The following is a 20,400-nucleotide window of genomic DNA, read 5'->3' on the forward strand; positions in this document are numbered from 1 at the left end:
CATATTATGAATTTTTATGCAAATCTTATGCAGTTTAAATTACCTTATAGGAACAAAATGGATAATCTTACTCGTGCTTTTAAGGAATTATTAAATCAAGAGCGTTTCGCATCACAAAGCGAAATCGTCGAAGCGCTTAAAAAGCAAGGTTTCTCCGGCATTAATCAATCGAAAGTTTCCCGCATGCTCGGCAAATTTGGCGCGGTGCGTGCACGTAACGCTAAAATGGAAATGGTGTATTGTTTACCTAACGAATTAAGCGTGCCGGCGACCAGCAGCCCATTGAAAAATTTAGTGTTGGATATTGATCACAATAACATGTTAGTCGTAATCAAAACCACGCCGGGTGCTGCGCAATTAATCGCTCGTTTACTTGATTCCGTCGGCAAACCGGACGGTATTCTCGGCACCATCGCCGGCGACGACACGATTTTTGTCACACCGACACGCGCCACACCAATTTCAATCTTAATTGAACGCATTCAAGATTTGTTCGAACGCTCGCTCTCATGAACATTTTCATCACTGGCGGCACAGGGCTCATCGGCCAAGCATTAATTCCCGTTCTATTAAATCAACAACATCAACTCTCCCTTCTCACGCGTTCGGAGAAAAAAGCCCGTCGGCTTTTCCCGCAAAAAAACTTGCGATTTTTCACTTCGCTTACTGCGCTTAAAAACCTCGACGAATTCGATGTGGTAATTAATCTCGCAGGCGAGCCTATTTTTGCCAAAGCTTGGAGCGAGGCGCAAAAAGCGACATTATTTAATAGCCGAGTAAAATTAACCGAACAAATAGCCTTATTAATTAATGCCGGTCTTAATCCGCCTCGCTTAATTTCCGCTTCGGCGACAGGAATTTACGGTGACGGCGGCGATCAATTAATGAACGATGAAAATAGCACCGCATTCAACACCTTCAGTGCGCGCCTTTGCCAAGCTTGGGAGAGCGCTGCATTGCAAGCGAAAACAACAGTTTGCCTGCTTCGTACCGGCATCGTGCTATCACCCAAAGGTGGTGCCTTAGCTAAAATGTTACCGCTCTATCGTTTAAATTTAGCCGGTCGCTTAGGTTCCGGCAAACAATATTGGGCTTGGATCGCCTTGGAAGATGCCGTCAATGCGGTGCTATTTTTAATCTCAAATCTCGACTGCAAGGGCATTTATAATTTAACGGCGCCGCACCCCGTAACGAATAGCGAGTTCAATCGGGAATTGGCGGCAGCGCTACATCGTTGTGCACCGTTCCCTGTACCGGCATTTGCCTTAAAACTGGCACTCGGCGAACGCGCCGATATGTTACTTGAAAGTCAAAATGTGTTTCCGAAACGCTTGCTTGAGGCAGGATTTAAATTCCAATATGTAAATTTGAAGCAATATTTCACCTCGCTTTTCCCCAAAAAATAATATAAAAAAACGCGCTTTGATGCTCACCAAAGCGCGTTTTTTATTAGGTTAAACTTAATCGTTATTGCTTGAAAAGATGGAAAGTAATCTTAATAAGCTGATGAATAAGTTATAGATTGACACATAAATGCTTACGGTAGCACGAATGTAGTTAGTTTCGCCGCCGTGAATAATATTACTGGTTTCGTACAAAATCGTCATCGTCGAAAACACTACAAACAATGCACTAATGGCAATGGCTAATGCCGGAATTTGGAAGAAGAAACTCGCCACCATGCCTAATAGTAACACGATGAAAAGTGCAAACATCGCCGTAGAAAGAAATGACATATCTTTTTGCGTAGTCAACACATAAGCCGAACAAGCGAAGAACACGATCGCCGTACCGGCAAAGGCCAACATGATTAAATCTTCCATACCGTTCGCCACGTACATATTTAAAATCGGCCCGATGGTGTATCCCATAAAACCAGTAAAAGCAAACGCAGCTAAAATGCCGGCCGGACGATCAGCCAAACGATGGGTAATAAAAAGTAGGCCGTAGAAACCCACTAATAACACAATAATGTTCGGATAAGGCAAATTCATCGCCATCGAAATATAAGCGACGACCGCCGAAAATGCCATTGTCAAACCAAGCAAGAAGTACGTGTTACGCAGTACTTTATGAGTGCTTAATAAAGATTCGCGGCTTGAATCGACAATAATGCGTGATTGCATAAAAGCTCCTTTTTCTATTAGTTAATACGCAGGCTGTAAAGTAAGGGCGTGCGCCTAGAAAGTCAATGGTAAACAAAAATTTATTTAACTTTAACGAAAAAACAACATGTATAAATGCCAAATAAATTTTATTTTCTGTGTTTTATGTGTATACGATTAAATCCAATGCGGTGCTATTTCGGCACGTCGATTTTGGCACATAAATCAATGCAATAGATTTCATCGCGTCAATTAATGCCAATCGCACATTCCCATGTCCATTTTTACCAACAAAATCGTTCATTCACAAAGTTTTCTGAGCGTTCTTTTTGCCATGTCGATTTATTTTCCAGATTGGCGAAAAATGAATCTTGTTCTTGTAAACGCGCTTTTAATTTGGCTTCTGCGTCTTTCAATGCGGTGCGACGATCGGCAAATTTCGATGGCAATGCTTTTATAAAGAGAATTTCGTAAGGATGGGCAATCGTCCAATTCAGTGCATTTTCGGCTGCTTTGCGTTGTTTGGTTAAATCGCAGAACGCATACGGATTGATGAACTGCCCCACTATTTGAGCAAATCCCGTATTGTCATCCACCGTGCGTTTAGGTAAAGCCAGCACGTAAAGTGCCGTAATAAGGCGATTTTGCCCGCGATAATACCAATCTACCGCCGCATCGCGCTGACCGAAATCATAAGCGCGTGCGGCAAGCGTGAACATCGTCATCGGTGAAATTCGCGCTGGATTTTCTTCCGCAAATTTGGCTGCATTTTCATAGCCTCTGAGACTATTTTCGCGCAGCATCGGATCAATTTTGTTATGCACAAACACATTCTCCGCTTTGCCTTTTTGTGCGGAATAATAAGGTTTCACATAAATATCAATGGATTTCACCGGCGCTTTACTGATAGAACTACAAGCATTCAAACAAAGTGCGGTTAAAATCAACGAAGTTTTTATCAATACTTTCATCTTTTCTCTATATAATGGCGCGACAAATTTGCCCGTTATCCTATCATGAAAATTCATCTTATCCGCAGCCGAATCAGCCTCGAATTCAACAATGAAACGAGTTTACTCGATCATCTTGAACATAATCATATTCATCACGAATATCAATGCCGTAGCGGCTATTGCGGTTCCTGCCGAGTGAAAATCAAAAAAGGCAAGGTATCCTATGCACAAACGCCCCTTGCCTTTATTCAATCCGACGAGATTTTGTTGTGTTGTTGTCACGTAGAAAGTGACATCGAAATTGAGTTATAAATTATTTAAATCCAACACGTCCGTCATATCGAACAAACCTTTTGACTTACTTTCAAGCCATTTGGCGGCTCGCACAGCGCCGTTGGCGAAAGTCATGCGGCTGGACGCTTTGTGAGAAATTTCAACGCGCTCGCCAATGTCAGCAAACCAAACCGTATGCTCGCCTACCACATCGGAAGCCCGAACGGTCGAAAAGCCGATTTCATCGCGTTTACGTTCACCAATAATGCCTTCGCGACAAAAAACACCGTGAGTTTTCAAATCGCGTCCTAAGGTTTTTGCGATATGTTCCCCCATGCTCAATGCGGTGCCCGATGGCGCGTCCACTTTATGGCGATGGTGCGCTTCGATAATTTCAATGTCGCAATAATCGCCCATCACTTTGGCGGCTTTTTCCAATAATTTAAATACCAAATTTACACCGACGCTGAAATTTGAAGCAAACACAACGGCAATTTTTTCAGATGCCGCGTGAATTGCCGCTTTGCCCGCCTCATCAAAACCAGTGGTACCAATGACCATTTTTTTGTTGTTCGCCAAACAAAATGCGATGTGTTCAAGCGTGCCTTGCGGACGCGTAAAATCAATTAATAAATCAAAATTATTTTTTTGCGCTTGTAGATCATCAGACACTACTACGCCTAAATGGCCAATTCCGGCAAGCTCGCCGGCATCTGTCCCCACTAAAGTGGAACCTTTGCGCTCAAAGGCCGCACCAAGTTCTACGTTTTCCGCCGCCTGCACCGCTTGAATTAATTGACGCCCCATTCTGCCGCCCGCGCCGGCGATGGCAATTTTTAATGTCATATTTACTTCCTTCCGTCTAATGAATCATTTCGTTAATACCGCTGTAAATCAGCAACAAACCGAAAAATAAAAAGACCGCTCCCGCCGTATTATCAATATAACGCGTGTAACGGCCGTAAATTCGTTTGGCAATATTACGCGAAAACACCAGTGAAATCACATAAAAATAAACAAACCCTTCCGACACAATAATCGCCAGAGCCAAACTCATTTGCCACACATTGGTAATATTGGCAAGCACCAGCGACATCACGCTAGAAAAGAATACTACTGCTTTGGCATTGGATAAATTCACCAACAAGCCTTTCATAATTTCTTTGCGGATACTGGTTTGTTGGTTAAGTTCTTGCGCCGAAAGCGCGCTCAATTCGACGTTCGTTTTAGTGCGCCAAAGAGAAACGCCGCAATAGCTTAAATAGGCGCCGCCGAGCAGCATAATCGCACCGTGTAACATGGGCAATGTTGCAAGAATAACGGCAAGCCCAAGTAACGAAAGTGACGCCCAAAAGCCGATGCCGATACAAATGCCAAGAATCGCACAAATAGCATTACGACGCGAATTACCAGCCGACATCCGTACCACATAGAAAAAATCCGGTCCCGGCGTCATCAGACCGAACAAATTGACAATCATTAAATTCAGCATGATCACATCCAAATTCGCACAATAAATACCACAAACAGCGCGTAAACCGCAGCCAATACATCATCCAACATAATGCCGAAACCGCTTTCTAATTTTTCATCGAAATAGCGAATCGGGAAAGGTTTTAAAATATCAAAAAAGCGAAACAGCACAAACGCCGTCAAAACCCATTGCCACGATAAATTCGGCACGGCGGCAAGCACGATAAACATACCGACAAATTCGTCCCAAACGATGGAACCGTGATCATGCACGCCCATATCGTTGGCAGTTTTCTGACAAAGATAACAGCCTAAAACGAAGCAAAGCACAGTCAAAATCAAAAAGCTTTTCATACCGAGCAACATTAATAACGCCACGCCAATAAAAGTACCGGCAAGGCTGCCCCAAGTGCCGGGCGCGGGATGGATTAAACCCGAGCCAAATCCCAACGCAAGCAAATGTACGGGATTGGTTAAAGAAAGCCGTTTTAACGGATTTCCCGAAGTGATTCGATTATTCATAATGTTCATCCTTAAAATGATCAAAACCCGACATGGGTGCCAATTGCACCGCTTCGCCATGACGCAGAAAATTCGGTGCAAACCAACCGCGTGTTTGTGCCGTAACGATTCGGCCAATGCAAGCGCAAGGCAGCTTTAAATTTTTTAGCGCCAGCTCCAATTTTTCTTTATTTTCCACCGGCACGGTGAAACACAGTTCGTAATCTTCGCCACCGCTTAAGGCAAAGCGTTCCGCTTGGTCGCGAGAGAAAAGCCGTAATATCGAAGAAGAAAGCGGCAGGGCGGCAAGTTCGATTTCAGCACCGCATTGACTGAGTTTTAGAATATGCCCGAGATCGGAAAGCAAGCCGTCAGACAAATCAATCGCCGCATTGGCGATGCCGACTAAAGCACGTCCTAGCGCTACGCGCGGTGTTGGGCGAAAATGGCGATGAAGCAAAAATTCTCGGTCAATATCAAGTGCGCTTTTGCCCTTCAATTCGCCCGCTAAAATCAGCTGCAAACCGGCGGTGCTGTCGCCTAATGTGCCGGAAACGTAAATTAAATCTCCTGCTTTTGCTTGATGACGGCAAAGCGCTTTGCCCTTTTCTACAAAGCCTTGCGCAGTAATGGTAATAGCGCGCGTGCCTTTAGTGGTGTCGCCACCGATTAATGTGACGTTGTAATCGCGTAATGTATTTATCAAACTTTGACTAAATGCGGAAAGCCATTCTTCATTTATTTTCGGCAAAGTTAAAGCAAGGGAAATCCATTTAGGTTGCGCGCCCATGGCGGCCAAATCGCTTAAATTCGTTGCAATTGCTTTATAGGCTAAATCCTCGGCAGAAATGTCGGGAAGAAAATGCGTATTTTCCGTCATAGTATCGGTGGTAATCGCCAATTGGCAATCAGGCGGAATAGAAACCAATGCGCAATCATCACCGATGGATAACTGTACAAAACCATCAGCATTATTTTGTGGCCGTTCAAAATAACGTTTGATTAAATCAAATTCACCCATTGCCATTTCTCCGTTTTCTTACCGCCAGAAACAAAAAGGCACGCGTAAAAACGCGCGCCATTTTTCAAATTAAAGGAACTATTTACGCCCCAATGCCGGCGCAATTTTGTCTAATACGCCGTTGATATATTTATGGCTTTCATCGGCGCCGAATACTTTCGCCACTTCAATGGCTTCGTTAATCACCACCTTGTACGGTACATCCGATTCAAAACGTAATTCGTACACCGCTAAACGCAAAATTGCTTTTTCAATCGGATCAAGTTCGTCAAAAGCGCGGTCGATATAAGGCGAAATGGCAAAATCCACGGTTTCGATATTCTCCACCGTTTGACGGAATAATTTACGAAAATAAGGCTTATCTACGCCTTCGAGATCTTGATCCAGTACGAATGCAAGCTCTACTTGTTCTGCCGTATTGCCGGAAAGCGCCCAAGAATATAAGGCTTGTACCGCGCACTCACGAGCGCGACGACGGGCGGAAGGCTTTTTCACTTGTTTTTGTTGCTCAGTCATGGTTATGCCGCGTCGATTTGTTGTAAAAGATTCACCATTTCAAGGGCGGTTAATGCGGCTTCTGCGCCTTTATTACCCGCTTTGGTACCGGCGCGTTCAATGGCTTGTTCGATATTTTCGGTGGTTAATACACCGAACGCCACCGGAATTTCCGCTTCCATCGCCACCTTGCCTAAACCGCTGCTGGCTTCACCCGCCACATATTCAAAGTGTGCAGTACCACCGCGAATGACCGTGCCTAAGGCCACGATGGCATCGAATTTTTTGCTCTCCGCTAAACGACGCGCCACTAACGGCAATTCATAAGCGCCCGGTGCGCGCACCACCGTGATATTTTCCTGTTTCACTTGACCAAGACGTTTTAACGCATCAATCGCACCTTCTAATAAACTTTCGTTGATAAAGCTGTTGAAACGGGCAATTGCAATTGCAATTTTTGCATTTGGTGCGGCGACCGCGCCTTCTAAAACTTTCATATTTTTTCCTGTTAAATTCACGCTAATAAATCGGGGCGGATTCTAGCACAAAATTTGTCGCCAATCAGCATTTATCTCTCAAGAGACGCTTCAAACGGGCTTCCAATGCGGTGCTATTTTGGAACTTCAATGCGGTGCTATTTTGGAACTTCAATGCGGTGCTATTTCGGACACTCAATGCGGTGTTATTTTAAAAGCTCAACATGCATCGATAACAAATTCAAACCAATCAATCACGTCTTTTTCATGCACGCCGTCGGCAATCAATATCCCGGCGTTTTTCACTGAATTAGGATCGCCCGAAATCAACGGATGCCAATGCGGTAGCGGTTTGCCTTCATAAATCAAACGATAGGCGCAAGTTTGTGGCAACCAATGAAAATCCGGCAGATTCTTTTTGGTCAGCTTAGTGCAATCCGTTTCGAGCTTAAAGCGCTCGGGATAATTACCGCATTTGCCGGTTTTCACATCCAACAAATTGCAGGCGATGCGCGTGTAATACAGTTTTTGCCGCTTGCCGTGCCCTTGAATATATTTGCGGTAACAACATTTGCCACAACCGTCACAAAGCGCTTCCCATTCGGCTTCGTTCATTTCAAGTAAGGATTTGGTCTGCCAAAAATGATTTTGCATTGTTTTTACCACGAAGAACGGCCGAAATCCGTGATTTCCAGCCCCAATTGTTGTTCCAATTCGTTAATTTTATCGCGCAACTGTTCCCGTTGTTCAATGGCGTAAGGACGCATTTTAGAATCAGCTTGCTCGGCATCACCTAAAGCCTTTAATCGCTCACGGAGACGTTTTAAACGATAAAAATCCGCTTCGTGTTCGCGTTCGAAAACCGTTCGCGCCTGACCGTTTCGGTATGCCTTCTGTAATGATACCGCATCGGGGCAGCTATTAGCATTCGATGGAAAACCGGCGTGACCTAATTGATAAAAGGTATTATCCCTACAATAGCCGTCTTGGTAGCCCTGTATAAACGCCTTTTGATCGACCGTCTGATACGCACCGCAACGGCGCGTATAATAGTCGATGCCGGCTTTCGCTGTTTCGGTTCCGTCCGCGCCGTATAAATAACCGGCGTGATGCCAATCCTGACTGACGCGCACGCAATATTCCTCCGTCGATTCGCCGACCACGGATTCCAACATCGCCATCGGTAGCGTAATCGGCAAGGTGACGATCGCCCACAACGTTTCGCAGCCTGCTAACCCCAAGCTTAGCAATAACAGCCCGAAGAATTTGAATTTTTTCATTTTATTTTTCTTTGTGTAAAAGTAAGGAAGATTAACAAATTTGCCAATCTTCCCTCTATCGCTATATTTAAAATGCGGACTTCAATAATAGCACCGCATTGACTTAGCTAACATGTGTATTGCACTAAAAACCTTCTTTCAAACTCACCGTCAGGTTAAATACCAAATATTCAGGACGGCTGTCTTTGCTGTCAGCGCAGAAGTAGCCTTCGCGTTCGAATTGGTAGCCTTTTTCAGCGATCGCGTTACCAAGGCTTTGCTCTACGAAGCCATGTTTAACCACTAAAGAAGTGGGATTTAACACACTTTCAATGTTTTCTTCTGCACCCGGATTTGGCACAGTGAAAAGGCGTTCATATAAACGGAATTCCGCCGGGTGATTGTGTGCAGCGGAAACCCAGTGAATCACGCCTTTCACTTTGCGACCGTCCGTCGGATTTTTGCCCAAGGTTTCTGGATCGTAAGTACAGAAAATCGTGGTGATTTCACCGTTGGCATCTTTTTCTACGCGTTCCGCTTTAATCACATAAGCATTGCGCAAACGCACTTCTTTGCCCAACACCAAGCGTTTATATTGTTTATTCGCTTCTTCACGGAAATCCGCACGATCAATGTAGATTTCTTTGCTGAACGGCAATTGGCGCTCCCCTAATTCCGGACGATTAGGATGATTCGGCGCGGTCAATATTTCTTCACCATTAAAGTTTTCAATCACCACCTTGACAGGATCGATAACCGCCATCGCGCGCGGGGCATTTTGGTTTAAATCGTCGCGAATACAAGATTCCAACGCGCTGTATTCCACCACGTTATCTTGTTTGGTCACGCCGATACGGCGACAGAATTCACGAATTGATGCCGGCGTATAGCCGCGACGACGCAAACCGGAAATCGTCGGCATACGCGGATCGTTCCAGCCGTCCACAATGCCTTCATTGACTAATTTTAATAACTTACGTTTAGAGGTTAAGGTGCCTTCTAAATTCAAACGGGAAAATTCATATTGGTGTGGCAACGGGCGTTCAATACTGATATTTTCCAACACCCAGTCGTATAAACGGCGGTTATCTTGGAATTCCAAGGTACACAATGAATGTGTAATACGTTCCAGAGCGTCGGAAATACAGTGGGTGAAATCGTACATTGGATAAATGCACCATTTGTCGCCCGTTTGGTGGTGGCTGGCGAACTTAATGCGATAAAGTACCGGATCGCGCATTACCATAAACGGTGATGCCATATCAATTTTGGCACGCAGGCTGGCTTTTCCCTCGGCAATTTCACCGTTTTTCATTTTTTCAAATAACGCCAGATTTTCTTCTACGCTACGATCACGATAGGGACTGTTTTTACCCGGCTCGGTTAAAGTTCCGCGATATTCACGCATTTCTTCCGGCGAAAGTTCATCCACATATGCTAAGCCTTTTTTGATAAGCTCAATAGCGTAATTGTAAAGTGCGTCAAAATAATCGGAAGCGTAATGCACTTCGCCCGCCCAATGGAAACCAAGCCATTCCACATCAGCTTTGATGGAATCCACATATTCCACATCTTCTTTCACCGGATTGGTGTCGTCAAAACGCAGGTTACACAAGCCTTGATATTCTTTTGCTAAACCGAAGTTTAAGCAGATGGATTTGGCGTGACCGATGTGCAAATAGCCGTTTGGCTCAGGCGGGAAACGGGTGTGAACGCTTTGGTGTTTACCGGAAGCTAAATCTTCATCAATAATTTGGGTAATAAAATTGTGCGGACGGGCATTTTCCGAAAGGTCTAAAGTGTGTTCTGTGTTACTCATAATCTTCTCAATTACCGGATAAAATATTCGCGCTATTCTATACGAAAAGCCGTGTTTTGTGAAACCTCGCATTTTTCGAGCGCAGCTGTGGCGCTAATTCGCCATTCATTCTTTTACGTCCTCTTTCTTATTGCCATTACCGTTAGATAAACCAAACTTTTTAGCAAAATTTTGTCTAAGCGCAAGATTTTTCGTGCAAAAAACCGATGAATCATTAAAATATCACTTCTGAACAAATGTTCATTTTTAAATGGATTATCATGAAAAAAATTATTGTTATTCCCGTAATTTTAATTTTAGGCACTCTCGCCTACTCTTTTTTAGTCGGCAACCAGACCGAACAAGCCCGCTATTTAACCGAGTCCATCACGCGCGGCAATATCGAAAAAACCGTAGTGGCCTCCGGCTCCATCAGCAGTGTCAATGAGGTGGATGTAGGCGCACAAGTATCCGGTAAAATCACCAAACTGTATGTCGCGCTTGGGCAAGACGTCAAAAAAGGCGAGCTTATCGCAGATATTGATTCCACTACTCAGCTCAATAACCTCAACACCAAAAAAGCGGCGCTCGCGAGCTATCAGGCGCAATTAAAGGCAAAAGAAACCGCACTTTCCGTGGCACAATCGGCGTATTCCCGTTATGCCGAACTTTACGCCAAAAAAGCCGCTTCGCTTGATGACTTCAATAATTCCAAAAACAATTTTGATGCGTCACAAGCCGAAACGAACGCATTAAAAGAATCCATTAAACAAGCAGAAATTGAAGTCAGCACCGCTGAAACCAACTTAGGTTACACTAAAATCACTTCGCCCATCGACGGCACCATTATTTCCACCCCGATTGCCGAAGGGCAAACCGTCAATTCCGTCCAAACCGCGCCGACCATTGTGAAAGTGGCGGATTTAAGCAAAATGCGCGTCAAACCGGAAATTTCTGAAGGCGACATCACCAAAGTCAAAGCAGGACAAGCGGTGCGTTTTACCATATTGTCCGATCCAAACACCCATTACGAAAGCGTAATTTCGTCAGTTGACCCGGCCACCACCACGAAAAGCGATAATTCATCAAGTTCCTCGTCAAGTAGTTCAAGCAGCGCTTCGAGTAGCACTAGTGCGGTTTATTACTACGCCAATTTAATCGTGGACAATCCCGATCGCACTTTACGCATCGGAATGACCACGGAAAACAATATTAAAATCGCCGATGCACAAAACGTATTATTGGTACCCAATATGGCGATTCAAAAGAAAGACGGCAAAACCTTCGTCAATTTGTTGAATGCCAACAATCAGCCGGAACTGCGCGAAGTAGAAGTCGGCGTGCAAAACGATTTCCAAGCAGAAATCAAACGCGGTTTAACCGAAGGTGACCGAGTCATTGTGTCTCAAGTAGCAGCCGGCGAGAAAGTAGGCAACAACGGCCGCGGGCCGAGAATATTCTAAAACGCGCTAGAAAATCCATGAATATTATTGAAATCAAGAATCTTAACCGCGACTTCGGCGTGGGCAAGAACCGCGTACATATTCTGAAAAATATTTCGTTGAATATTGAAAAAGGCGACTTCGTAGCAATTATCGGCCAATCGGGTTCAGGCAAGTCCACCCTCATGAACCTTATCGGTTGCTTGGATACGGCAACCAGCGGTTCTTATAAAATTGACGGTAAAGAAATCGCCAGCTTATCTTCCGATCAACTATCCGATTTGCGTAGCCAAAAATTCGGTTTTATTTTCCAACGCTACAATTTGTTATCCAGCTTAACCGCGGCGGAAAATGTCGCTCTCCCCGCCATCTATGCCGGAATGCCCCGAGAGCACCGCATTGAACGTGCCAAACTGCTCCTGGAGAAACTGGGCTTGGGTGACAAATGGCAAAATAAACCGAATCAACTCTCCGGCGGTCAGCAACAACGGGTCAGTATCGCGCGTGCCTTAATGAATGGCGGCGAGATTATCCTTGCTGACGAACCCACCGGTGCGTTGGATTCTCATAGCGGACAAAAGGTAATGGAAATCTTGCGCCAACTGCATGGCGAAGGCCATACCATTATTATGGTTACCCACGATCGCAATATTGCAGCGCAAGCCAATCGGGTGATTGAAATTAAAGACGGCGAAATCATCGCCGATACGCAAAAAGAAGCCGTCGAAAGCAAAGCACAAAACCAGCCCCAAATAAAACCGCACTTTGGATTGAGTAAAGACCAATTGATTGAAGCGTTTCGGATGTCCGTCAGCGCTATCGTGGCACATAAAATGCGCGCACTGCTGACGATGCTCGGCATTATTATCGGCATCACTTCCGTGGTGTCCGTGGTGGCGCTCGGCAACGGTTCACAGCAAAAGATCTTGGAAAATATTAAAGGCATCGGCACCAGCACAATGACCATTTTTAACGGAACGGGTTTTGGCGATCGGCGCGCCGAGCAAATGCAAAATCTCACAGTCGGCGATGCTGATGCGCTGAACAAACAAAGTTACGTGCAAAGCGTGACGCCGAACAGTTCATCGAGCGGTATTTTGGTCTATGGCAACCAAACCTTTTCCTCCACCAATTTAAAAGGTGTAGGCGAACAATATTTTGATGTGGATGGACTGTCTTTGAAACAAGGTAATTTGTTCTCCGCACAAGATGTGGCGGAAAATAATCAAGTGGCCTTGATCGATGAAAGCGCACAAAAATCGATATTCCCGCATGAAAATCCGCTCGGCAAAGTGGTGATGTTTAACAAACGTCCGCTGCGTATTATCGGCGTGGTGTCCGATAAACAAATGGGCGGCGCCAGCAGTTCGTTGAATCTGTACGCGCCTTATACGACGGTGATGAACCGTATTTCCGGCAGTAAAAAGATCGCTTCAATTACGCTGAAAGTATCGGACGACGTAAATACAACCGTAGCGGAAAAAGGCATTACGGAGTTACTTACGATGCGCCACGGTAAAAAAGATTTCTTTATTATGAACAGCGACACCATCAAACAAACCATCGAAAGCACCACTGGCACGATGAAATTACTGATTTCTTCCATCGCCTTTATTTCCTTAATTGTAGGCGGCATTGGCGTGATGAATATTATGTTGGTCTCGGTGACAGAGCGTACTAAAGAAATCGGTGTGCGTATGGCTATCGGTGCGCGTCAAACCAATATTTTGCAACAATTTTTGATCGAAGCGGTGCTGATTTGTTTAATCGGTGGCCTAACGGGAATTTTGCTATCGGGCGTAATCGGCTTGTTATTTAATTTTTTTATGCAGGATTTCAATATGGCGTTTTCCACTGTCTCCCTCGTCAGTGCGGTGCTATTTTCAACGCTTATCGGCGTGCTATTCGGTTATATGCCGGCCAAACGCGCCGCACAACTGAATCCGGTCAGCGCGCTTGCCCGTGAATAGATTTTGTAAAACATCAAATTGCGGTTAAAATCTACCGCGTTTTTTTTAACGAAACTGAAGGAAAAATCATGTTAAAAATGAAGAAATTAGCCATTGCCGTACTCATGGCAACAACCCTCGCAGGTTGTGCCAATATCGGCGATTCCTACAAAGCCAGCCTAGAGGATTACCAAAAATACGAAGAAATCACCAAACAATTCAATGTAAAAGAAGATTGGTGGACGCTTTATCAAGATGCACAACTTAACCGCGTAGTAGAACAAGCCTTACTAAATAACAAAAACTTAGCCAAAGCCGCCATTGCGGTCAATCGAGCGCTTTATAACGCTAATTTGGTCGGCGCCAATTTAGTGCCGTCCTTTAGTGGTGCCACAAAGTCCGGCGCACAACGTCGTATCGATACATCGGCTAACTCAGCGGTTTCCCACAGCGGCTCCTTAAACGTAAGTTACACCCTAGATTTATGGCGCCGTTTGGCGGATTCTGCGGATGCTGCAGAGTGGACGCACAAAGCCACCGCGCAAGATTTGGAAGCAACCAAACTTTCTTTAATAAATTCCGTAGTTATCACGTATTACCAAATCGCTTATTTAAATGATGCAATTGCGACCACCGAAGAAAGCATCAAATACTACAGCGACATCAGCAACATTATGCAACGTCGTTTAAGCCAAGGTGTCGCAGATTCTGCCAGCGTGGATCAGGCGCAACAATCGGTTCTAACCGCACGTAACAGTTTGATCACCTACCAAACCCAACGCAAAACTGCTGAACAAACCCTGCGCAATTTGCTTAACTTAAAACCTGACGAAGCATTAAATATCAATTTCCCGCATATTCTTAACGTGAAAAATGTCGGCGTGAATTTAAACGTACCGATTTCCGTTATCGCCAACCGTCCGGATGTCAAAGGGTATCAATTCCGTTTAAGCAGCGCTTTTAAAAATGCCAGAGCAACCGAAAAAAGCTGGTTCCCTGAAGTTACCTTGGGCGGCAGTTTAAGCTCAACCGGCAACAAAGTCGGCAACGCACTTCACACGCCTGTCGCCGGCGGCACAGTAGGCATTAGCTTGCCGTTCTTAAACTGGAACAGCGTAAAATGGAATGTCAAAATTTCCGAAGCGGATTATGAAACCGCGCGTTTGAACTACGAGCAAAGTATCACCACCGCATTGAACGACGTGGACACCCACTACTTCGCCTTCACCCAAGCACAAAGCGCTTTTGCCAATCAGCAAAGAACTTTTGATTACAACAAACGCATCACGCAATATTACCGCAACCGCTATAACGCGGGGGTTTCCGAGTTGCGCGAATGGTTGAATGCGGCAAATACCGAGAAAAATTCGCAACTAGCCATCTTGAACGCAAAATTCAGCTTGATTCAAGCGGAAAATGCCGTCTATAGCGCCATGGCCGGTTATTATTCGCGTTAATTCATAACTTAAGCAAAATAAGGAAGTTTCGACTTCCTTATTTTATTTTTGGAGAGGAAAAATGAAAAAGCAGCTGACTTTCTACTTCATCCGCCACGGCAGAACCGTTTGGAACGAACAAGGCTTAATGCAAGGGCACGGCGATTCGCCATTGACGGAAATACTGTCTCCGAAAATTTTCGTTGAATCTTAAACTTTCTATCTATTCATTTCAGCACCGCATTGAAAGCTTGCCGGACAAGGCTTCAATGCGGTGCTATTTTGCGATCTCAAATCACGCGTACCGATAACTCCCGTATAAATCGCCCACTATTATTTTCTAAAAAAATACACATAAAAAAACGCTCACCTTCCGGCAAGCGTTTTTTGTTCTTAATTCAAACTATGCGGCAATCTGCAATTTTACTTTGCGCGACTCAGCCCATTCTTTTAGTTTTTGCAGGAAGATCTGTCCCATCGGGCGCGGATCACCGGTAAATAACGTACTCAAGCCGTTATTTTCGATGATCTGACGACGCAATGCCAAGCGTTCCGCATGGTTTTCCGCTAAGCGAATTGCGCGTTCTACGTATTCGTCCACGGTGTGAGCAATAAGCCATTCCGGCAAGCCTAAACGACGGAACAAGCCTTCGTCGATATGTTCGTGCACTTCCGGACCGGTTTTACAAATACCCACCAAGCCTATGGTTACCATATCGATAATACCGTTAGTATTACCGAACGGGAACGGGTTCACCATCATGTCGCAATTTTTCAAAATATCTAAGTATTGCAAATAAGGCGTTTGCGGGTGTGCCGTGGCGTCGTTACCTAAATAGGACTTAATAAAACGCGCCACATAAGGATGTGTCACACCTTGCGATTGCCCCAACGCGAAGTGGAAATGCACCTTCACTCGGGCACGATCGCGAATGGCACGTAAAGCTTCCAAGAAGAACGGGTTTAATTTCATCGTGGTGGAGGCGATACCGATGTTCACCACTTCAGGGTTTTCGCGCAATTTGTATTCCACCTGCGTCGGTGCCAAAGCAGAAGGCACGTAAGGTAAGGCGTCTTTCGGCAAACGCAACAGTTTTTCGCTGAAACAGGCTTCCGAACCAACATAATCGTCTTCTACTACCACATATTCGATAAATTTTGAATGGGTGGTCGCCGGGTGACCCAAAGCGATGGCTTGAATTGGCGCTACTCGGGTATTACTCAAGAAAATCGGCAACAAATCCATACCGATGGACGGCATATATAAAATCGCTGCTTTGTTTTCCTCGCACACTTCGCGCACTACTTTCATTCGGTCGTACACATGGCCGGACGGAATCAATTTGAATTCATCGAACACTTCTTGACCGAGCTGATCCACTTGTTCATTCCCCATTCCGATCAAATAGAAATGCTCGCGTGCCGCCCGCATTGAAGTGGAGTGAGTACGATAAATAGAGTGCGCCGAATGGAAATGCTCTAACACAACAACCATTACCGGCTTACCGTTGCGGTAACCGATATTTTGCACATCAAGATCGCGCCAACCAAACAAGAAATTATGACGACGCACCACTTTATTTAACGCACCTTTTACATCGTGTTTATTAGCCGCCACATCATAACTACAGTGCATGTACACATCGTGAGAAATAGCGTTTGGTACGTTATTTAAATCGTTTAAAGTTTCCAATCTTTTCGGGAACCACTGTAAAATCGCCGCGCGTTTGCTGAAAGCAGCCGGTGTACCGATAAAACGTGGCGACTGCAAAGCGAAACAAAGTGAGGCGCAAATATCGCGATCAATCTGCCATAACATATCCAAGTTCAAATTCAAATTGGATTCCGGCAAGTACAAAATACAGAATTTAATCAACGACGGACGCTTCGCTTCGATTTGTACTTCCGACGAATTGCGATCCGGATTACGGTTATACACCTGTAACACGTGATCCGCATTCACATAATGGGAGCTTGCAAAAATGAAGGAAATCCAACGTTGCAAGGAAAAGAAACGTTGCATTCCGGAATCGCTCACTTCTAACACCGGATCGCTAAACAATTCGGAAATCGCATCCGCCATTCGGGTACAAAAATATACCGTCAACTCCATTTCCATGTTTTTATCCCGATATTGGTCAGGATAAGCAAATTCAATGCCTTGCAAACCGCCGAAGTTTTCGTCTAATTTACCGAGAATCGACAGCAAAGTGTTGCAAGCGCGTTCATAATCCTTCTCGCGCACAGCACGCTCAAAACGCGCTACATTCGGCGTAACCTGCTCTTCTTGTTGAGCTTGTGGTTGCGGATTTTCATTTTGCATAAATAGGCTCCTATAAATAACTCATTCGTTGACTATGTTTTAAAATTTCTAACTTATCGCGCGTTTTACTTATGGCCAACGCCCATGAAGCTTTTGGCGATTCTACACGGATCGCGGTTAAATTCGGATACCACATATTACGCTCTCCATCAGATCCCCAACGCCAATCGCCGATAAACGGTAGTAATAACAGCGTCTTCACGCCTAACCCGCCGGCTAAGTGCGCCACCGATGTATCCACCGTCACCAAATAATCCATATTCATCAAATAAGCGCCGGTTTCCATTAAAGAGGCCGCATTTTCCGCCAAATTAGGAATATTGTATTCCGCGAGCAAGAGCTTTTCCTGTTCATTGCATTCTTTCTGCAAACAATACCAATTTATCCCTTCTATATCGAACAGCTCGCGTAATAATTCCGTTTGATGAATGGAACGATAAGCATCGTTTTCGTGCGTCGCATTACCACGCCACACAATCCCAACGTTTAATCCTTTCGGCACCGCATTGGTTTTAGGCTTAACTTGCATAATTTTATTTTTAGCCTGCGCCACATTCGCCGCCTCAATAAACAAATAAGGATGGCGCTTGATTACTTGCTCAAAAGGCAAATCAATATAAGCCATAATATCGTGCGGAAAAACCCAATAATCGAAGTCAGTCAATTCCACTTCAATCTTACTACTGTCGATCACCACATCAATATCCGGATGGGTGTTCAATAAATCGACGATTGGCGTTTGCCCGATCAATGTAATTTTTTGCGCATTCAACTGTTTTTTCAATGCATAGGCCAGTTGGGAAAACATCAGCTCGTCACCCAAGCCGAATTCCGTCCAAATCACTAAATGCTTACCCAGCAAATTTTGCCCTTGCCATTTTTTCGGCTGCCATTCCGTTTTCGGTGGTGGTTTAGCGCGAAAGGTATCGCTAATCAAAGGCTGACGCGCCTTAAACCCATGATGATAATCCCCTGTCATAATGGTATCCAAAGCGGCAAACACGGCGACATTCGGGTTTGTCATACGTTGACGAAATAGCCGCCAAACCGTCGACACACCGTCCACTAAACCTAATTGTTGATAAATTTTTGCTTGATACATTGTCGGATGAATATGTAAAGGCGCTAAGATCTCCATCTTATCCAACAATGACAATGCCTTGGCAAAAGCACGTTGACTTATTAAGTGTTCCAACTCCGCTTCATAATCTTCGTAACTCCGACTATGCGGTAATTTAGCAAATACCAATACATTACCCGAATCCAATGGACTCAATTCTACAAATTCAGTAACGCGTTCAAAAAATGCATCTATATTCGCTTGTGCGCTTTTCGGCAGCACTAAGGCGCCATTTATCTTCAGCACACGCAACCAACAAATAAAGCTGCTGTAGTTAATCGGGCAAGATTCATCAACCATAAGGATATCGTAGCTCTCCGCCGATACCGCATTCAACTGATGTCTCATTCCCATCTCCGGCAACCATTGAACCAAAGACAGCCCTTTTACATATTGTTCGTTAAAATTACTCAAAAAATGAGGATTACATAACAACAACGTAGATATTTTTTCAGTAGTTTCAATCGATGATTGTTGATTATTCATAATTTAATCTCTGGTAAAAATCGCGAGGGTTTGCGCCCCCGCGATTTTATCTTAATTATGGCTTAACGCCTAGCGATTACCATTTGTAACCGACACCTGCGCCAACCCCGGCTTCGCCATTGCTGCTGACTGCACCGTTGAGTTTAATAATGACTTTGCCATTATCCAACGCACGGGAGTAGCCGACAGCCACTGCGCTCGCCCCACCTTGTGAGCCGACCGCTGCAGAAACCATGGATTCACCGGCTGCCGTCACTTGCGGTAATGCCGTTGCCGCCATCGCATTCGCTGCATAACCTCGCATTCTCTTATCGAGTTTATTTACGCGTTTGTTCAGGTTATTCACTGCACTATTCGTTGCTGTCGCATTGAAACCGGCAAGCGTTGTGTTCACATAACGTTTCACATCGCCCATATTCGCCGCGTCGGTATCTGCTGTCGCATTACCTACGTTTTGAATGCGGTTTCCGCCCATGTTAACAGTCGTTCCGGTCGCAACTTTCACGCTCGTACCTGCACCACCGCCTAAGGTCACATTGCCTGTGGCAGTGAGATCTTTGGTGGTCACACTGTCCACGCTGATATCGCGTGCCAAGGCAACACTTAAACCGCGTCCGGTTTGGGTGATTTCAATGTTTTTGCCAGCGTCGAAGGTGACAGTATCGTTACCTTTCACGTTTGCAATAGACACGTTGCTCACATTGCCGGTGGACGCACTTGTCGTCAAGTTCCAGCCTGCATTGGCTTGCGTTGCGTTAGCAAGCGCAGCCGTAGCATTCGCATTAGCAGAATTTGCGGTGCTATTCGCAATATTCGCCGTGTTGTTTGCAGTGTTCGCCGTTGTGTTGGCCGCATTGGCTGTGCTGTTCGCAGTGTTCGCCGTTGTGTTAGCCGCATTAGCTGTGCTGTTCGCAGTGTTCGCCGTTGTGTTGGCCGCATTAGCTGTGCTGTTCGCAGTATTCGCCGTTGTGTTAGCCGCATTGGCTGTACTGTTCGCAGTGTTCGCCGTTGTGTTGGCTGCGTTAGCAGTGCTGTTTGCAGTATTAGCGGTGCTATTGGCTGCATTAGCAGTTGAGTTCGCAGCAAAGGCAGTGCTGTTAGCCACATTTGCAGTTGAGTTCGCAGCAAAGGCGGTGCTGTTAGCCACATTCGCTGTGCTATTCGCTGCATTAGCAGTGGAGTTAGCGGCGAAGGCTGTGCTGTTAGCCACATTCGCTGTGCTATTCGCTGCATTTGCAGTGGAGTTAGCGGCGAAGGCTGTGCTGTTAGCCACATTCGCTGTGCTATTCG

General features: G+C 45.2%; 21 protein-coding genes and 1 pseudogene. 7 read left to right on the forward strand and 15 right to left on the reverse strand.

The genetic code is table 11. The features are described 5' to 3' along the window. Positions 1-57 precede the first annotated feature (57 nt). Both argR and ACO59Y_RS07005 read left to right on the forward strand, forming a co-directional pair. Positions 58-513 carry a transcriptional regulator ArgR gene (gene argR / locus ACO59Y_RS07000; RefSeq protein ID WP_486131868.1) on the forward strand — a complete coding sequence of 152 codons (456 nt, stop codon included), beginning with the start codon at positions 58-60 and terminating at the stop codon, positions 511-513. Continuing rightward, positions 510-1,406 carry a TIGR01777 family oxidoreductase gene (locus tag ACO59Y_RS07005; RefSeq protein ID WP_486131870.1) on the forward strand — a complete coding sequence of 299 codons (897 nt, stop codon included), beginning with the start codon at positions 510-512 and terminating at the stop codon, positions 1,404-1,406. The genes argR and ACO59Y_RS07005 overlap by 4 nt, the downstream gene beginning before the upstream one ends. Positions 1,407-1,460: 54 nt before the next feature. Here the strand turns inward: ACO59Y_RS07005 and ACO59Y_RS07010 are convergent, their stop codons facing one another. The 3 genes from ACO59Y_RS07010 to ACO59Y_RS07020 form a co-directional block, all read right to left on the reverse strand. After that, entirely contained in the window at positions 1,461-2,126 is a 666-nt protein-coding gene (locus ACO59Y_RS07010; protein WP_373604239.1) for a Bax inhibitor-1/YccA family membrane protein, read from the reverse strand. A 142-nt stretch (positions 2,127-2,268) separates the two neighbouring features. Beyond that, positions 2,269-2,409: a hypothetical protein gene (locus ACO59Y_RS07015; RefSeq protein WP_486131872.1), complete on the reverse strand. Its 141-nt coding sequence runs from the start codon at positions 2,407-2,409 to the stop codon at positions 2,269-2,271. Next, the gene (locus tag ACO59Y_RS07020; protein WP_486131874.1) at positions 2,390-3,076 is read right to left on the reverse strand and encodes a hypothetical protein; all 687 of its coding nucleotides are present in this window, start codon (positions 3,074-3,076) and stop codon (positions 2,390-2,392) included. Before ACO59Y_RS07020 ends, ACO59Y_RS07015 begins: the two co-directional genes overlap by 20 nt. 45 nt (positions 3,077-3,121) lie before the next feature. Here ACO59Y_RS07020 and yfaE point away from each other — a divergent pair, with 45 nt between their 5' ends. Then, entirely contained in the window at positions 3,122-3,370 is a 249-nt protein-coding gene (yfaE, locus tag ACO59Y_RS07025) for a class I ribonucleotide reductase maintenance protein YfaE (protein WP_373604237.1), read from the forward strand. Here the strand turns inward: yfaE and dapB are convergent. From dapB to glnS, 9 genes are all read right to left on the reverse strand, one after another. Further along, positions 3,365-4,177, reverse strand: a complete 813-nt coding sequence (gene dapB, locus ACO59Y_RS07030) for a 4-hydroxy-tetrahydrodipicolinate reductase (RefSeq protein ID WP_486131877.1) — start codon at positions 4,175-4,177, stop codon at positions 3,365-3,367. The two genes, yfaE and dapB, sit on opposite strands and share 6 nt — an antisense overlap. Positions 4,178-4,193: 16 nt before the next feature. Beyond that, positions 4,194-4,823: a homoserine/threonine efflux transporter gene (locus ACO59Y_RS07035; protein WP_486131879.1), complete on the reverse strand. Its 630-nt coding sequence runs from the start codon at positions 4,821-4,823 to the stop codon at positions 4,194-4,196. Between the two features lie 2 nt (positions 4,824-4,825). Next, the gene (locus ACO59Y_RS07040) at positions 4,826-5,314 is read right to left on the reverse strand and encodes a phosphatidylglycerophosphatase A family protein (RefSeq protein WP_486131905.1); all 489 of its coding nucleotides are present in this window, start codon (positions 5,312-5,314) and stop codon (positions 4,826-4,828) included. A gap of 4 nt (positions 5,315-5,318) precedes the next feature. Then, positions 5,319-6,332 (reverse strand): thiamine-phosphate kinase, encoded by a 1,014-nt coding sequence (gene thiL / locus ACO59Y_RS07045; protein ID WP_486131880.1) that lies wholly within the window; start codon positions 6,330-6,332, stop codon positions 5,319-5,321. Positions 6,333-6,404: 72 nt separating this feature from the next. Then, a complete protein-coding gene (gene nusB, locus ACO59Y_RS07050) occupies positions 6,405-6,842 on the reverse strand; it encodes a transcription antitermination factor NusB (protein ID WP_486131882.1) in 438 nt (145 codons plus the stop codon). Between the two features lie 2 nt (positions 6,843-6,844). After that, complete coding sequence (gene ribH, locus ACO59Y_RS07055; protein WP_373604231.1) at positions 6,845-7,318, reverse strand: 6,7-dimethyl-8-ribityllumazine synthase; 474 nt, start codon at positions 7,316-7,318, stop codon at positions 6,845-6,847. A gap of 198 nt (positions 7,319-7,516) precedes the next feature. Then, positions 7,517-7,951 carry a YcgN family cysteine cluster protein gene (locus tag ACO59Y_RS07060; protein WP_486131885.1) on the reverse strand — a complete coding sequence of 145 codons (435 nt, stop codon included), beginning with the start codon at positions 7,949-7,951 and terminating at the stop codon, positions 7,517-7,519. Positions 7,952-7,956: 5 nt separating this feature from the next. Next, positions 7,957-8,577, reverse strand: coding sequence for a DUF2799 domain-containing protein (locus ACO59Y_RS07065; RefSeq protein ID WP_486131887.1), 621 nt, complete (start codon positions 8,575-8,577; stop codon positions 7,957-7,959). A 124-nt stretch (positions 8,578-8,701) separates the two neighbouring features. Further along, the gene (gene glnS / locus ACO59Y_RS07070) at positions 8,702-10,375 is read right to left on the reverse strand and encodes a glutamine--tRNA ligase (protein WP_486131889.1); all 1,674 of its coding nucleotides are present in this window, start codon (positions 10,373-10,375) and stop codon (positions 8,702-8,704) included. Positions 10,376-10,635: 260 nt separating this feature from the next. On the opposite strand from glnS, the gene ACO59Y_RS07075 reads away from it, so the two are divergent. The 4 genes and pseudogenes from ACO59Y_RS07075 to ACO59Y_RS07090 form a co-directional block, all read left to right on the forward strand. Next, positions 10,636-11,817, forward strand: coding sequence for an efflux RND transporter periplasmic adaptor subunit (locus ACO59Y_RS07075; protein WP_486131891.1), 1,182 nt, complete (start codon positions 10,636-10,638; stop codon positions 11,815-11,817). A gap of 17 nt (positions 11,818-11,834) precedes the next feature. Then, positions 11,835-13,766 (forward strand): MacB family efflux pump subunit, encoded by a 1,932-nt coding sequence (locus ACO59Y_RS07080; RefSeq protein ID WP_486131893.1) that lies wholly within the window; start codon positions 11,835-11,837, stop codon positions 13,764-13,766. 68 nt (positions 13,767-13,834) lie between these two features. Beyond that, entirely contained in the window at positions 13,835-15,202 is a 1,368-nt protein-coding gene (gene tdeA / locus ACO59Y_RS07085; RefSeq protein ID WP_486131895.1) for a toxin/drug exporter TdeA, read from the forward strand. 61 nt (positions 15,203-15,263) lie between these two features. After that, positions 15,264-15,362: pseudogene (locus ACO59Y_RS07090) on the forward strand (histidine phosphatase family protein); the annotation flags it as partial. 222 nt (positions 15,363-15,584) lie between these two features. On the opposite strand, the gene ACO59Y_RS07095 reads toward ACO59Y_RS07090, so the two are convergent. The 3 genes from ACO59Y_RS07095 to ACO59Y_RS07105 form a co-directional block, all read right to left on the reverse strand. Then, on the reverse strand, positions 15,585-17,504 hold the full coding sequence (locus tag ACO59Y_RS07095) for a UDP-glucose:protein N-beta-glucosyltransferase (RefSeq protein ID WP_486131897.1): 1,920 nt from the start codon (positions 17,502-17,504) through the stop codon (positions 15,585-15,587). A gap of 10 nt (positions 17,505-17,514) precedes the next feature. Next, a complete protein-coding gene (locus ACO59Y_RS07100) occupies positions 17,515-19,110 on the reverse strand; it encodes a glycosyltransferase family protein (protein ID WP_486131899.1) in 1,596 nt (531 codons plus the stop codon). 76 nt (positions 19,111-19,186) lie between these two features. Then, the coding region (locus ACO59Y_RS07105; RefSeq protein ID WP_486131901.1) for a YadA-like family protein at positions 19,187-20,400 on the reverse strand (1,214 nt) is incomplete at its 5' end.

The sequence above is a fragment of the Rodentibacter sp. genome (assembly GCF_057314195.1).